General features: G+C 68.7%; 17 protein-coding genes. 13 read left to right on the plus strand and 4 right to left on the minus strand.

Going from position 1 to position 13,326, the window contains the following annotated elements; genetic code table 11:
- The first annotated feature begins 225 nt into the window (after positions 1 to 225).
- Positions 226 to 555 (plus strand): hypothetical protein, encoded by a 330-nt coding sequence (locus tag AW272_RS23010; RefSeq protein ID WP_066368816.1) that lies wholly within the window; start codon positions 226 to 228, stop codon positions 553 to 555.
- Here AW272_RS23010 and AW272_RS23015 read toward each other — a convergent pair.
- Entirely contained in the window at positions 552 to 905 is a 354-nt protein-coding gene (locus tag AW272_RS23015; protein WP_066368818.1) for a nuclear transport factor 2 family protein, read from the minus strand. The two genes, AW272_RS23010 and AW272_RS23015, sit on opposite strands and share 4 nt — an antisense overlap.
- Before the next feature lie 74 nt (positions 906 to 979).
- On the opposite strand from AW272_RS23015, the gene sigJ reads away from it, so the two are divergent.
- The 6 genes from sigJ to AW272_RS23045 all read left to right on the plus strand — a co-directional run bounded on the left by sigJ (position 980) and on the right by AW272_RS23045 (position 5,899).
- Entirely contained in the window at positions 980 to 1,756 is a 777-nt protein-coding gene (gene sigJ, locus AW272_RS23020; protein WP_245657686.1) for an RNA polymerase sigma factor SigJ, read from the plus strand.
- Positions 1,753 to 2,190, plus strand: coding sequence for a carboxymuconolactone decarboxylase family protein (locus AW272_RS23025; protein WP_066368827.1), 438 nt, complete (start codon positions 1,753 to 1,755; stop codon positions 2,188 to 2,190). Before sigJ ends, AW272_RS23025 begins: the two co-directional genes overlap by 4 nt.
- Before the next feature lie 92 nt (positions 2,191 to 2,282).
- Positions 2,283 to 3,368 (plus strand): hypothetical protein, encoded by a 1,086-nt coding sequence (locus AW272_RS23030; RefSeq protein WP_066368829.1) that lies wholly within the window; start codon positions 2,283 to 2,285, stop codon positions 3,366 to 3,368.
- A 61-nt stretch (positions 3,369 to 3,429) separates the two neighbouring features.
- Positions 3,430 to 4,425, plus strand: coding sequence for an energy-coupling factor ABC transporter permease (locus tag AW272_RS23035; RefSeq protein WP_066368831.1), 996 nt, complete (start codon positions 3,430 to 3,432; stop codon positions 4,423 to 4,425).
- The gene (gene cbiQ / locus AW272_RS23040; protein ID WP_066368832.1) at positions 4,422 to 5,159 is read left to right on the plus strand and encodes a cobalt ECF transporter T component CbiQ; all 738 of its coding nucleotides are present in this window, start codon (positions 4,422 to 4,424) and stop codon (positions 5,157 to 5,159) included. Before AW272_RS23035 ends, cbiQ begins: the two co-directional genes overlap by 4 nt.
- Positions 5,156 to 5,899: an energy-coupling factor ABC transporter ATP-binding protein gene (locus tag AW272_RS23045; RefSeq protein WP_066368833.1), complete on the plus strand. Its 744-nt coding sequence runs from the start codon at positions 5,156 to 5,158 to the stop codon at positions 5,897 to 5,899. The genes cbiQ and AW272_RS23045 overlap by 4 nt, the downstream gene beginning before the upstream one ends.
- Here the strand turns inward: AW272_RS23045 and AW272_RS23050 are convergent.
- Positions 5,877 to 6,839, minus strand: coding sequence for a potassium channel family protein (locus tag AW272_RS23050; RefSeq protein WP_066368835.1), 963 nt, complete (start codon positions 6,837 to 6,839; stop codon positions 5,877 to 5,879). The genes AW272_RS23045 and AW272_RS23050 overlap by 23 nt on opposite strands.
- A 112-nt stretch (positions 6,840 to 6,951) precedes the next feature.
- Here AW272_RS23050 and AW272_RS23055 point away from each other — a divergent pair, with 112 nt between their 5' ends.
- From AW272_RS23055 to AW272_RS23075, 5 genes are all read left to right on the plus strand, one after another.
- Positions 6,952 to 7,296: an STAS domain-containing protein gene (locus AW272_RS23055; RefSeq protein ID WP_066368837.1), complete on the plus strand. Its 345-nt coding sequence runs from the start codon at positions 6,952 to 6,954 to the stop codon at positions 7,294 to 7,296.
- Between the two features lie 33 nt (positions 7,297 to 7,329).
- Positions 7,330 to 8,103, plus strand: a complete 774-nt coding sequence (locus tag AW272_RS23060) for an SDR family NAD(P)-dependent oxidoreductase (protein WP_066368838.1) — start codon at positions 7,330 to 7,332, stop codon at positions 8,101 to 8,103.
- Positions 8,104 to 8,114: 11 nt separating this feature from the next.
- Positions 8,115 to 8,879 carry a crotonase/enoyl-CoA hydratase family protein gene (locus tag AW272_RS23065; RefSeq protein WP_066368840.1) on the plus strand — a complete coding sequence of 255 codons (765 nt, stop codon included), beginning with the start codon at positions 8,115 to 8,117 and terminating at the stop codon, positions 8,877 to 8,879.
- Between the two features lie 66 nt (positions 8,880 to 8,945).
- The gene (locus AW272_RS23070) at positions 8,946 to 9,578 is read left to right on the plus strand and encodes a rhomboid family intramembrane serine protease (protein WP_083958587.1); all 633 of its coding nucleotides are present in this window, start codon (positions 8,946 to 8,948) and stop codon (positions 9,576 to 9,578) included.
- 60 nt (positions 9,579 to 9,638) lie between these two features.
- A complete protein-coding gene (locus AW272_RS23075; RefSeq protein WP_275527311.1) occupies positions 9,639 to 10,049 on the plus strand; it encodes a BlaI/MecI/CopY family transcriptional regulator in 411 nt (136 codons plus the stop codon).
- Here the strand turns inward: AW272_RS23075 and serC are convergent, their stop codons facing one another.
- Both serC and AW272_RS23085 read right to left on the minus strand, forming a co-directional pair.
- Positions 10,050 to 11,162: a phosphoserine transaminase gene (serC, locus tag AW272_RS23080; RefSeq protein ID WP_066368850.1), complete on the minus strand. Its 1,113-nt coding sequence runs from the start codon at positions 11,160 to 11,162 to the stop codon at positions 10,050 to 10,052.
- A 148-nt stretch (positions 11,163 to 11,310) separates the two neighbouring features.
- Positions 11,311 to 12,414, minus strand: coding sequence for a citrate synthase 2 (locus tag AW272_RS23085; protein WP_066368851.1), 1,104 nt, complete (start codon positions 12,412 to 12,414; stop codon positions 11,311 to 11,313).
- 172 nt (positions 12,415 to 12,586) lie between these two features.
- Here AW272_RS23085 and pdxH point away from each other — a divergent pair, with 172 nt between their 5' ends.
- Positions 12,587 to 13,225, plus strand: a complete 639-nt coding sequence (gene pdxH / locus AW272_RS23090; RefSeq protein ID WP_066368854.1) for a pyridoxamine 5'-phosphate oxidase — start codon at positions 12,587 to 12,589, stop codon at positions 13,223 to 13,225.
- Positions 13,226 to 13,326: the final 101 nt, after the last annotated feature.

Genomic DNA, 13,326 nt, shown 5'->3' on the forward strand with positions numbered 1-13,326 from the left:
TCTCGCAAGCGGATTCCATGGATAATCCGAAACTATTGGAATGGCTTCGAGGTATTCCCGGCTATTGAACGGGTCTGGTCACGGTTTGTGCGCGGAAGGCGGCGGAGTGATGCCCACATTATGGGCTGCCTGATGCTGCGTGTGTCATCGCACTACAGGGCCATCTTGCACAAGAAAGTTTCCTAATAAATACTCCCGATGACGACACCACCCCCGGGAGGTCCCATGCTCCGCCGCGCGTTCACCCTCCTCGCCACCGCAGCCCTCGCCGCCACCACCCTCGTGGCCACCTCAACCCCCGCCCACGCCGTCATCGTCAACCTCAACTTCGGCCCGCTGAGCATCGGCGAATACTGCGCCGCGAAGATCCACCCCGCCGCCTGGCTCGGCCTCTACGAGGCCAGTGGCCTGCGCTGCTACACCCCCCAGGGCTCCGGCCTGATCTTCCGGGGGACCGGCGACCCCTACCTGGCCTGCAAACACCTCACGACGGACGTCATCGCCGGCGCCACCCGCATCGCCGGCGACGGCATCAGCTGCCAGGCCGTCCGTTAGGACGCGGGCGTGATCTGGAAGACGGCGGCCCGCCACGTCCCGGAGGCGTCCAGGACCAGCGTCGTCGTCGCGTAGACGACCATCGTCCCGCGCGGGGAGTCGATCTCCACGCGGGACGTGTGCACCACGCTGGTGTCGGACAGTGTCACGACCCGGTGCTCCGACTGGTCGGTTCGCGTGTACGGGTTCTCGTTCTCCGCGAAGGTCCGCAGGATCGCCGCCCGGTCGGTCTCCACGCCCCACGGGGAGATCGCCACCGGATCGTCGGTCAGGTAGGAGTCGTAGTAGGAGGCGTCCCCGTCCCGGTTCGCCTTCCAGGCGCGCTCACTGAGTTCGATGAAGAAGTCCATGTCACATCCTTCTGCCCTGATTCGTTCTTCTAAGCGTGGAACCGTATGTGGCAATCAGGCCAAGACTTGTCCGCTTGGCCTACGGCCTGCTGGGTGATCTGGCCGAGTCCGAGGACGTCGTCCAGGACGCCTGGCTGCGCCTGAACCGCGCCGATGAGATGCCCGAGGACATCGAGGGCTGGCTGGTGGTCACCGTCTCGCGGCTGGCCCTGGACGTGCTGAAGTCGGCCAGGAAACGGCGCGAGGAGTACGTCGGTCCCTGGCTGCCCGAGCCGATCGTCGACGCCGACCCGGCCGATCGCGTCACCCTCGACGAATCTCTCAGCCTCGCCATGTTCGTGGTGCTGGAGACCCTGAGTCCCGCCGAACGCACCGCCTTCGTGCTCCATGACGTCTTCGGCGTCCCCTTCGACGAGGTGGCCCGAGCGGTCGGGCGCACCCCGGCCGCCTGCCGGCAGCTCGCCAATCGGGCTCGCAAACACGTACAGGAGAAGGCTCCGAGGTTCGACGTCGACGTGGCCGATCACAAACGGGTGGTCGACGCGTTCGCGGCGGCCTGCGCGGGGAGGGACCTGGAGGGGTTGCTGGCCGTGCTCGATCCCGATGTGGTCCTGCGCAGTGACGGGGGCGGGCTCGTCAGGTCGGCCCGGCGGCCGGTTATTGGGGCCGACAAGGTCGGGCGGTTCCTGATCGGGATTCAGGGGGGTCCGTTCCGGTCGGTCACGGTCAACGGGCTGCCGGGGCTGGTCCGTGACGATCAGCCGGCTGTGTACGGGCTGGTGGTCAGAGAGGGACGAGTGGTCGAGGTCGACATCGTCCGCAATCCAGAGAAACTGAGGAGTCTGCGATGAGAATCAATGTGGCGGAGCTGGCGCCGGAGGCGTACAAGGCGATGCTGGGGCTGGAGCGCTACCTGGGCGGCAGTGGGTTGCCCTCGCAGGTGATCGAGCTGGTCAAGCTGCGGGCCAGCCAGATCAATGGGTGCGCCTACTGCGTGCACATGCACAGCTCGGACATGAAGAAGTCCGGCGAACCCGACGAACGCATCTGGGGTGTGGGGGCCTGGCGTGAGACGCCCTCGTTCACCCCGGCCGAGCGGGCGGCGCTGGCGCTGACCGAGGAGGCGACGCGGCTCGCCGACTCGACCGGCGTGAGCGACGAGGCCTGGGGCGAGGCGGCCAAGTACTTCGACGACGGCCAGCTGGCGGCGCTCGTGGTGGCCATCTCCACGATCAACGCCTGGAACCGGATCGCGGTGACGACCCACCTGGAACCAGGGGCCTGATCACCCACGTGGTGTGGCCCGGGACTAGACCTCGGGCCATATCGCCACGTCCGGGCCCCCGAGCCTGTCTCGTGCTCACATAATGTCCTGCGATGAACGCGCAACGTCACCATCCCTTTGACGTCAGCGTCGTCGTTGCGGCCGCCGACTCCGTTCAGCTGGACAGGTGGCTGACGCACGCGCTGGCTCTGCGGGCCTCCAAAGAGATCCTCGTGGCCGACTCGCGGCTGGCCAGGCTCTATGCGAGCCTCCACCGCCACGTACACATCACAAAGAATCCCCTCAACGCTCCCACGCGAGGCCGATACACCTACTTCGCCGGCGATCATCTCTCGCCCGTCGATCTCATGATCGAGACGGCCGACCGATCCGAGGCCGACCTCGTCGCCACGGCGCCGCAGGCCTGTGACGACGCGTCGCTGACCGACATCTACGACGACCTGTCCCTCGGCAAGCTGTTCCGGACCGCCTTCCGTGACCGGTTCGCCTTCACCGACGCCGCCGACTTCGTCGTGCACGCCTACTGCCACGCCGAGCGGATCGCCACGGTCCGGGGGCGTCAGGAGATGGGGCGCCATCACCCCGACCGCCTGGTCAGAAGGGTGCAGTCGCACCTGCCCAGCGGTGATCTCCGCGATCAGCTGATCGCCCGGCACATCACCCGCGACGTCCTGCCCGATCTCGCCGAGCCCTTCCTGGAGGCCGACGACACGGCCAGGCACGCGATCGTGCGGAGTGTCGCCCACCGCTGCGCCGCCTGGGTGACGCCGGGGGTCCGCGCGCAACTCGACGCCACCGACCAGGTCAGGCTGGCGTCGCTACAGGACCATCGGCGGCTGGAGCGGCTGGCGCGCATCTCCGAGGCGCCGCTGCACCGGGCTCTCCGCAATCTCGAATGGGAGGGCGACCGGCTCCGCATCGAGTTCACCGCCGCGCTCGAAGGGTTCCCCGAGGCGGAGATCGGGCTGGTCCTGAGAGACGGCGATCCGCAGGACGTCTGGGACGTCTACGTCACCGCCGAATGCGACGGGATCGTCCGGCAGGCGCGGCTCGAAGGGGGCAGGGACATCGCGCTGCCGGTCCGGTTCACCGACGACCTCGTGGCGCTGCCCTACCTCACCCGGACGGGCACGCTCAGCCTGCGGAAAGAACGTCGTCTCATCCACACCTCCCCTTAATGCGAATGACTCGCAACTGCTCTACTGTTGTGGAAAATTCGTACAAAAGTGGAGGAACGGCGTGCACGTCCCGGATGGCTTCTTCACCGCGCCGGTCGCCATCGGCGCCGGCGTCGTCGCGGCGGCGGCTGTCGCCGTCTCCCTCAAGCGGGCCAAGTCCGAACTCGACGACCGCACCGCGCCCATGGCGGGGCTGGTCGCGGCCTTCATCTTCGCCGTGCAGATGCTCAACTTCCCCATCGCGGCGGGCACCTCCGGGCACCTGCTCGGCGGGGCGCTGGCGGCGATACTCGTCGGTCCTTACACGGCGGTGCTGTGCGTCTCCGTCGTGCTCGCCGTGCAGGGGTTCTTCTTCGCCGACGGCGGGCTGACCGCGCTCGGGATCAACATCGTGCTGATGGCGATCATCCCCTCGGCGATCGGCTGGGGGATCTTCCAGCTGGTCACGCGGGTCGCGCGGAACCGGGCCTCGGTGATCGCCGGGTCGTTCGTGGCGGCGCTGATCTCGGTGCCGATCGCCGCGCTCACCTTCGCGGTGCTCTTCGTGCTCGGCGGCACCGCGCCGATCGAGACGGGGGCCGTCTTCGCCGCCATGGGCGGCGTCCACGTGCTGGTGGGCATCGGTGAGGGGCTGATCACCGCGGTGACCGTCAGCAGCGTGCTCGCGGTCCGTCCCGACCTCGTGTACGGCGCCCGCTTCCTCACCAAGCCGCTGGTCCTGAAGACCGCCACGGGGGAGCAGGTCGTCGAGCCCGCCCGTCAGGAGGCTCCCAAGCCGCTGCGGCCGTTCCTCGTCGGCTCGGTGGCCGTGGCCCTGGTCCTCGCGGGCATCGTCAGCTTCTTCGCCTCCTCCTCGCCCGACGGCCTCGAGCGCGTCGCCGAGGACGAAGGGTTCCTCGGCGCGGCCACCGACCACGCCTTCGGCGGGTTCGCCCTGGCCGACTACGGCGACGTCGGCGGCATCCCCGTCGGGATCGCCGGGGTCATCGGCGTGGTGATCACGCTGCTGGTCGGCGGGGCCATCCTCTGGTCGGTGCGGCAGAAGACGGCGGCGTGAAGGGCCTCTACCGGCCGGGTGACTCGCCGATCCACCGGCTCGCGCCGCAGTGCAAACTGGTCGCCGTCGTGCTGTTCGCCGTCGTGGTGGTGGCGACGCCGCGAGAGCGTTTCTGGGCCTTCTTCCTGTACGCCCTGACCCTCGCGGCCGTCACCCTGCTCGCGCGCGTCCCGGTGGGATACGTGCTCAAGCGCCTGGCGGTGGAACTCCCGTTCGTGGTCTTCGCGCTGGCCATCCCGTTCATCGGAGTGGGGGAGCGGATCGACGTGATGGGCGTGTCCCTGAGCGTCGCCGGGCTGTGGGCGGCCTGGAACATCCTCGCCAAGGCCACGCTGGGCGTGGCGGCCTCGATCCTGCTGGCCGCCACCACCGAACCGCGCGCCCTGCTCCTGGGGGCGCAGCGGCTGAGGGTCCCGCAACTGCTCATTCAGATCGCCACGTTCATGTTGCGCTACCTGGAGGTCATCCTCGACGAGATGCGCCGCATGAAGGTCGCCAGGGAGTCGCGCGGTTTCACCCCGCGCGACCTCCGGCAGGCCCCCGTGCTGGCCAAGTCGGCGGGGGCGCTGTTCATCCGGTCGTACGAACGCGGCGAGCGGGTGCACCTGGCCATGCTGAGCAGGGGCTACACCGGCACGATGCCCACGCTGAGGGACGACAGGGCGCCGAAGGCCCAGTGGGCCATGGCCGCCGTGCTGCCCGTCGTGGCCTCGGCCGTACTCTTCGTCTCATGACGCTGGACGTCCGCGACCTGGCCTACGCCTACCCCGACGGCACCCAGGCCCTCTTCGGGGTCACCCTCTCGATCGCCAGGGGCGAGCGGGTGGCCCTGCTCGGGCCCAACGGCGCCGGCAAGACGACGCTGGTCATGCATCTGAACGGCATCCTCACCCCCGGCCACGGCGAGGTCCGCGTGGCCGGGCTGCCGGTGACCAAAGAGAACCTCAAAGAAGTGCGCAGAAGGGTCGGCCTGATCTTCCAGGACCCCGACGACCAGCTCTTCATGCCGACCGTGCGCGAGGACGTCGCCTTCGGCCCGGCCAACATGGGCCTGCGCGGCGACGACCTCGACCGGGCGGTCGTCACGGCCCTGGAGAAGGTCGGCATGGCCGACGCGATCGACCGGCCGCCGCACCACCTGTCCTTCGGCCAGCGCCGCCGGGTCGCCGTGGCGACCGTGCTGGCCATGGACCCGGAGATCCTCGTGCTGGACGAACCCTCGTCCAACCTCGACCCGGCCAGCCGCCGCGAACTCGCCGAGATCCTGAAGAGCCTGGATGTGACCGTGCTGATGGTCACCCACGATCTGCCGTACGCGATGGAGCTCTGCGAGCGCTCGGTGATCCTCTCGGGTGGGGTGATCGCGGCAGACGGGCCGACCCGCGAGATCCTGGCCGACGGCGACCTGCTCGCCGAGCACCGCCTCGAACTGCCCTACGGCTTCGCCGTGCCTAGTCCTCCGGGACGTGGATGACGACCACCCGGTCGGTCGCCCGCAGCTTCGGCACCTTGGCGTAGGGGATGACCTTGCCGTCGCGGACCACCGCGACGACCATGCCCTCGGCCTGCTCACAGGTGCCGCCGACCTCGGCCGGCTTGACCGCGCGTTCGTAGAGGTCCAGGCCGGTGCCGTACATGAGGAAGTCGTCGATGATCGTGCTGACGGCCGGGCTCTGGGTGGCCACGCCGAGCATGCGCCCGGCGGCCTCCGACGAGGTGATCACGACGTTGGCGCCGCTGCTGCGCACCAGCGGGTCGTTCTCGGACTCGCGGACCGCCGCCACGATCGTGGCCTTCGGGTTGAGGCTGCGCGCGGTCAGCACGACCAGGGCGGTCGTGTCGTCGCGCTGGGTGGAGATGATGATCTCCTTGGCCGTCTCGACCCTGGCCCGGCGCAGCACGCTGCTGCGGGTGCCGTCGCCGACGATGCCGACGAAGCCGTCTTCGTTGGCCTCGTTGACCACGCCGCCGTTGGGGTCGATCACCACGATGGAGTCGCGGCTGCGGTCGTTGTCGAGGAGGGTGCGGATGGCGGCCCGGCCCTTGGTGCCGTAGCCGACGACCACGGTGTGACCGCTCATCTTGGATCTCCAGCGATGGGTGAGGAAGTCTTCCCTGGTCCGCCGGGTGAGCACTTCGAGCGTGGTGCCGACCAGGATGACGAGGAAGACGATGCGCAACGGCGTGATCAAGACGATGTTGATCAGCCGCGCCGTGTCGGTGACGGGGGTGATGTCGCCGTAGCCAGTGGTGGAGACGGTGACTGTGGAGTAGTAGAGGGCGTCGAGCAAGGACATCTTGCCGTCGTAGTTGTCCTTGTAGCCGTCGAGGTCGAACGCGACCAGCAGAAACACCGCGCCGAGGGCCGCGAAGGCATACCAGATGCGGCGCAGAACGGCCCGTAGCGGGCTCACGTTCTCTTGGGGAAGCCGAATCCCGGCATCTGTCACAAGGCGATCTTACGGTTCAAGCACCTCACTGACGGTGATGCACCAGTAAAGTGGGCCTCGCGGAGGAGGTTCGACAATGAAACTGCGGCTCGCCCGGAGATCGCTCTCCGGTGCCGTGGTGGTGGCCGTCGAGGGTGAACTCGACCTGTTCACCGCCCCCTTCCTGCGTGATGAGGTGCGCGACGCGATCAAACAGGACGGCGCCGTGCTGGTCCTCGACCTGACGGCCCTGTCGTTCATGGACTCCAGCGGCCTGAGCGTGCTCATCGAGGCGTGGCGGCTGGCCACGAGCGAGGGCGGCGGGGTGACGCTCGCCGCGCCGCAGGCTCCGGTGGCGCGAATTCTCCGGACGACCGGGCTCGACCGGCGGATCAAGGTCTATCCCGACGTCGACACCGCGATTTTGGGTCACCCCGAGTAGAACTTCATTCGGTTCTTTGGTTAGGGTCCGCGTATGGACCTGAGGAACTGTGTAGCGATCATCTCCGGCGGTGCGAGCGGGCTGGGCGAGGGCACCGCCCGTGAACTGGCCAAGATCGGTGCGACCGTCGTCATCGCCGACCTCAACGAGGAGCGCGGCAAGGCCCTGGCCGACGAACTGGGCGGAATCTTCGTCCGCACGGACGTCTCCGACGAGGCCTCGGTGCAGGCCGCCGTCGACGCCGCGGTCGCCCTGGGCAAGCCCCTGCGGGCCGTGGTCAACAGCGCCGGCATCGGCTGGGCCTCCCGGACGGTGGCCCGCGACGGCTCGCCGCACGATCTGGCGTCGTACCGGAAGGTGATCGACGTCAACCTGATCGGGACCTTCAACCTCATGCGCATCGGCGCGGCGGCGATGGCGAAGACCGAGCCCGCCGACGCCGACAACGCGCGCGGCGTGGTGATCAACACCGCCTCGGTGGCGGGCATCGAGGGGCAGACCGGGCAGGTCGCCTACTCGGCCTCCAAGGGCGGCATCATCGGCATGACCCTCCCGGCGGCCCGCGACCTGGCCGCGATCGGGGTGCGGGTGCTGACGATCGCCCCCGGCATCATCGACACCCCGATCTACGGCAGCGGGCCCGAGTCCGAGGCCTTCAAGGCCCACCTGGCCTCGCCGGTGCCGTTCCCGAAGCGCATGGGCACCGCCGCCGAGTTCGCCCACCTGGTCCGCTCGCTGATCGAGAACGACTACATGAACGGCGAAGTCATCCGCTTCGACGGCGGCATCCGCTTCCAGCCCAAGTAGGGGAGACAGCAATGTCCGAAGAGGTTCTGGTCGAGATCGACGGCAACGTCGCCGTCATGACGATCAACCGCCCGAAGGCGAAGAACGCGGTCAACGGCGCGGTCGCCCAGGGCATCGCGGCGGCCGTCGACGAACTCGACGCCCGCTCCGACGTGTCGGTCCTGGTCCTGGCCGGCGCGGGCGGCACCTTCTGCGCCGGCATGGATCTGAAGGGGTTCCTGACCGGCGACATGCCGTTCGTCCCGGGCCGGGGGTTCGCCGGCCTGGCCGAGTCGCCGCCGAAGAAGCCGCTGATCGCCGCCGTCGAGGGCTACGCCCTGGCGGGCGGGTTCGAGCTGGCCCTGTCGTGCGACCTGATCGTGGCCGCCGAGTCGGCCAAGTTCGGGCTGCCCGAGCCCAAGCGCGGCCTGATCGCCGGCGCGGGCGGCGTGATGCGGCTGCCGCGCCGCATTCCCTACCACGTCGCCATGGAGATCGCCCTGACCGGCGACTTCTACTCCGCCCAGCGCCTCTACGAGCTGGGCCTGGTCAACCGGGTCGTCGCCGAGGGCGAGTCGCTGGCGGCCGCCAAGGAGCTGGCCGGGAAGATCGCGCAGAACGCGCCGCTGTCGCTGGCCGGCACCAAGAAGATCGTCGTCGAGTCGGTCGACTGGCCGCTGGAGGAGATGTTCGCCCGCCAGTCGGAGGTGATGGATCCGATCTTCGGCTCCAAGGACGCCATGGAGGGCGCCGCCGCCTTCGCCGAGAAGCGGGCGCCCGTCTGGAGAGGCGAATGATCCGGGAATGATCGACCACGTGGGGGGAACTGCCCGTTCATGGCGAGAACTGCGTACCGTGGGCGTATGAGCGACGGCATTCCCCCCACCACCCGGCAGAAGGTCCACGGCCTGCTCGCCGGGGCCTTCGGAGCCGGACTGCTGGTTCTTCTCCTCGTCTGCCTGATGTGGGCCGTGGAGGTCGTCGACTACGTCGGTGACGGCTACCTCGACGACTACGGCATCCACGCCCACCAACTCGACAGCCTGCCCGGCATTTTCGCCGCACCCTTCCTGCACTCCGGCTTCCCCCACCTGATGGCCAACTCGTTGCCCCTGCTCATCCTCGGCTTCCTGGCCGCGGTCAGAGGCATCGGGAAGTTCCTGGGCGCCAGCCTGATCATCATCGTGGTCAGCGGCCTGGGCGTGTGGGTGGTCAGTGCGCCCGGCACGCTCACAGTGGGGGCCAGCGGCCTGGTCTTCGGCTACTTCGGCTACGTCGTCGCGCGTGGCCTGTTCGACTTCCGGCTGCTCGACATCGTGCTCGGGGTGATCGTCGCCGGGCTCTACTGGTCGATCCTCCTGGGCGCGGTGCCCGGCGAGGAGGGCATCTCGTGGCAGGGTCACCTGTTCGGGTTGATCGGCGGTGTGTTGGCCGCGTGGGTGCTGCGGCGCAGGAAGTCGGCCGTGACACGAGTCTCGCCCGCCACCATCGAATAGACACGATCGGATCACTGTGCGCATGGCGCGAGCTGCGGAAATCCTGACAGAATCGATTTCGTGAACCTGGGGCCCCTAGAGCGCGCGATCATGGACGTTCTCTGGGACGCCAAGGAGTCGCTGCTCATCCGCGAAGTGCAGGCCCTGCTGAACGCGCGGGCCGAGAAGCCGTGGGCGTACACGACCATTCAGACGGTCGCCGAACGGCTGGTCCGCAAACGACTGCTGTTCCGGACGGCGGAACGCAAGGCCTTCCGCTACGGCGCCACCAAATCGCGCGAGGAACACCTGACCGAGCTGATGCTGACCGCACTCGCGGAGAGTCCTGACCGCTCTCCGGTGCTCAGCAGGTTCGCGCAGAGCGTCGACCTCGACGACGCCCTGCGACTGCTCGACGAACTGGCGCGGCGGGCCGGGCGGGCTCCGGTGGAGCAGCCGCCCGGCTGGGTTCCGCCGCCTACGGTCGACTGACTAGAGACGCTCGACCACGTAGTCGATGCAGACCGTCAGCGCCTCGACGTCGGACGGGTCGATCGCCGGGAACATCGCGACGCGCAGCTGGTTGCGGCCGAGCTTGCGGTAGGGCTCGGTGTCGACGATGCCGTTGGCCCGCAGCGTCGCCGCGACCTTGGCGGCGTCGACGCTGTCGTCGAAGTCGATCGTGCCGACGACGTTGGAGCGCTGCGCCGGGTCGGCCACGAACGGGCTCGTGTACGACGTCTTCTCGGCCCACTGGTAGAGCCGGGCGGCCGAGTCGGCCGTGCGCGCGGTCGTCCAGGCGAGGCCGCCGTTGCCGTTCATCCAGTCGAGCTGGTCGGCCAGCAGGAACAGCGTGGCCACCGCCGGGGTGTTGTACGTCTGGTCCTTGGACGAGTTGTCGACCGCCACCGGAAGGCTGAAGAACTCCGGAATGAACCGCCCGGACGCCGCGATCTCGTCGACCCGCGCGAGCGCGGCCGGGGAGAACAGGCCGATCCACAGCCCGCCGTCGGAGGCGAAGCTCTTCTGCGGCGCGAAGTAGTAGACGTCGGTCTGGGACACGTCGACCGGCAGGCCGCCCGCGCCCGAGGTCGCGTCGACCAGCACGAGCTGACCCTCGGAGCCGACCCGGTTGATCGGCATCGCGACGCCGGTCGAGGTCTCGTTGTGGGTGAGCGCGTAGGCGTCGACGCCCTCTTCGGCGACCGGCAGCGGGTGGGTGCCCGGATCGGACTTGATCACCGACGGGTCGCCCAGCCACGGCGCCTTCTTGACGACCGTGCCGAACTTCGAGGAGAACTCACCGAAGTGCAGGTGCTGCGACTTCTCGCGGATCAGGCCGAAGGAAGCGATGTCCCAGAAAGCCGTGGTGCCGCCGTTGCCCAGGACGACCTGGTAGCCCTCCGGCAGCGAGAACAGGTCGGACAGGCCCGAACGGACCCGGCCCACCAGGTTCTTGACCGGCTTCTGCCGGTGGGAGGTGCCCATGAGGGCCGCTCCGGAGTCCGCCAGGGCGGCGAGCTGCTCGCCGCGGACCTTGGAGGGCCCACAGCCGAAGCGGCCGTCGGCGGGCTTGATGTCATTGGGGATCACGATGTCAGCCACGAGACCAACATTAGTGAGGTCACGAATCAGTCTCTGACGCGGTCCAGTGGTTGAGATGCGGAAGCGCCGCTCCCACCGTGGAATGGGCTCGTACAAAGAATGCGAAAGGCCCGCGCCCCCGGGGGGACGCGAGCCTCACATGGGAACCTCAGACGGGGACGATCTCGGAGTTGCCCGGCACTTCGCTGAGCGAACGCGACGCCGGCCCGGTGTAGGTGGCGCTGGGGCGGACGAGCCTGCCCGTGCGCTTCTGCTCCAGGATGTGCGCCGCCCACCCGGCGGTGCGGGCGCAGGTGAACATCGAGGTGAACATCGAAGAGGGCACCTCGGCGAAGTCGAGGATCACCGCCGCCCAGTATTCGACGTTGGTCGCGAGCACCCGGTCGGGCTTGCGGGCGTGCAGCTCTTCGAGCGCGGCCGTCTCAAGTGCGGCCGCGACCTCGTAGCGGGGCGCGCCCAGCTCCTTGGCGGTTCGGCGAAGGACTCGCGCCCGCGGGTCCTCGGCCCGGTAGACGCGGTGTCCGAAGCCCATCAGGCGCTGACCCGAGTCGAGCTCGTTCTGCACCCACTTGCGTGCGTCACCGAGCTTCTCCACGCCTTCGATCATGTGCAGCACGCGGGCCGGAGCCCCGCCGTGCAGCGGACCCGACATGGCGCCGACGGCACCCGAGAGCGACGCGGCCACGTCGGCGCCCGTGGAGGCGATGACGCGGGCGGTGAACGTGGAGGCGTTCATGCCGTGCTCGGCGGCCGAGGTCCAGTAGGCGTCGATGGCCTTGACGTGCTTGGGATCGGGCTCACCGCGCCAGCGGATCATGAACCGCTCGACGATGCTCTCGGCCTGGTCGACCTGAGCCTGCGGAACCATCGGCTGGCCGAGGCCGCGGGCCGACTGGGCCACGAACGAAAGTGCGGTCACCGACGCGCGCGCGAGGTCGTCGCGGGCCTGCGTGTCGGAGATGTCGAGCAGCGGGCGGAAGCCGAGAGCCGGCGCCAGCATGGCGAGAGCGCTCTGGACGTCGACCCGGATGTCACCGCTGTGGACTGGAACGGGGTACGGCTCAGCCGGGGGCAGCCCCGGCAAAAACTCGTTGTCGACCAGCAGGCCCCACACGTTCCCAAAGGGGACGCGGCCCACGAGTTCTTCGATGTCGATGCCCCGATACCGCAGGGCGCCCCCTTCTTTGTCCGGTTCCGCGATCTCCGTCTCGAAAGCTACGACGCCTTCGAGCCCGGGTTTGAAGTCGGACATTCCCGGCCGCCTCCCTCTTCTTGTGAAGTCCAAAGCCTTGATGTCGAGATACCGGCGGGTCAATTTAACCCCCAGGGTTGTGGCGGGTCGCCTCCGGTACCTCCCAAACGCCGTCGTCCCTGGTTAGGGCTGGTGTGTCTGACGTCTGTCAAGCGCGCAAGAATACCGTTTCGTGGACAGCGCATCGCACCTCGCCGGGCTCCGGCGCAACTATCAGGGTGAGCCCCTGCTCGACGTGGCCGACGATCCGATGACGCAGTTCGCCGTCTGGTTCGACGACGCGGCGCGGGCGAACGTTCCCGAACCCAACGCCATGGTGCTCGCGACGGGGTCGGCCGGGGGAAGACCCTCAGCCCGGACAGTTCTGCTGAAAGGCGCCGACGAGCAAGGTTTCACGTTCTTCACCAACTACGAGTCCCGCAAGGGCCGCGACATAGCCGAGAATCCCCGTGCTGCCCTCGTCTTCCCGTGGCATGCCATGAGCCGTCAGGTTCGCGTGGAGGGCCGCGTCTACCGGATCTCCCGCGACGACACGGCGGCCTATTACCGCAGCCGTCCGTACGGCTCCCGCATCGGCGCCTGGGCGTCGCGACAGTCGGCGGTCGTCCGCAGTAGAGAAGAGCTGGAGAACCGCTACCGGGAACTCGCGGAGCGATGGCCGGAAGATCCGCCGGTGCCCGATTTCTGGGGCGGTTACGTGGTGGTTCCCGGCGAGGTCGAGTTCTGGCAGGGGCGGGGAGACCGGATGCACGACCGGCTGCGCTACCGCCGGACGGGGGAGGGCTGGCTCGTCGAGCGCCTGGCGCCCTGACGTTGTCCACAGGCTGTGGACGGCGCCGGCGGAATCGTCGGTCGGGGGCGGGAGGATCCGTCCCACCCACGAGGGCGGGCCTGTCACCAGGGCATACCCCG

The organism is Herbidospora mongoliensis (assembly GCF_001570545.1).
GTDB classification, from domain to species: Bacteria; Actinomycetota; Actinomycetes; order Streptosporangiales; family Streptosporangiaceae; genus Herbidospora; species Herbidospora mongoliensis.

Bases quoted from the DNA above. Each gene is read 5' to 3' on its own strand.
- AW272_RS23010 (WP_066368816.1), top strand. From the start codon at position 226: ATGCTCCGCCGCGCGTTCACCCTCCTCGCCACCGCAGCCCTCGCCGCC.
- AW272_RS23015 (WP_066368818.1), bottom strand. From the start codon at position 905: ATGGACTTCTTCATCGAACTCAGTGAGCGCGCCTGGAAGGCGAACCGG.
- AW272_RS23025 (WP_066368827.1), top strand. From the start codon at position 1,753: ATGAGAATCAATGTGGCGGAGCTGGCGCCGGAGGCGTACAAGGCGATG.
- AW272_RS23030 (WP_066368829.1), top strand. From the start codon at position 2,283: ATGAACGCGCAACGTCACCATCCCTTTGACGTCAGCGTCGTCGTTGCG.
- AW272_RS23045 (WP_066368833.1), top strand. From the start codon at position 5,156: ATGACGCTGGACGTCCGCGACCTGGCCTACGCCTACCCCGACGGCACC.
- AW272_RS23055 (WP_066368837.1), top strand. From the start codon at position 6,952: ATGAAACTGCGGCTCGCCCGGAGATCGCTCTCCGGTGCCGTGGTGGTG.
- AW272_RS23060 (WP_066368838.1), top strand. From the start codon at position 7,330: ATGGACCTGAGGAACTGTGTAGCGATCATCTCCGGCGGTGCGAGCGGG.
- AW272_RS23065 (WP_066368840.1), top strand. From the start codon at position 8,115: ATGTCCGAAGAGGTTCTGGTCGAGATCGACGGCAACGTCGCCGTCATG.
- AW272_RS23070 (WP_083958587.1), top strand. From the start codon at position 8,946: ATGAGCGACGGCATTCCCCCCACCACCCGGCAGAAGGTCCACGGCCTG.
- AW272_RS23085 (WP_066368851.1), bottom strand. From the start codon at position 12,414: ATGTCCGACTTCAAACCCGGGCTCGAAGGCGTCGTAGCTTTCGAGACG.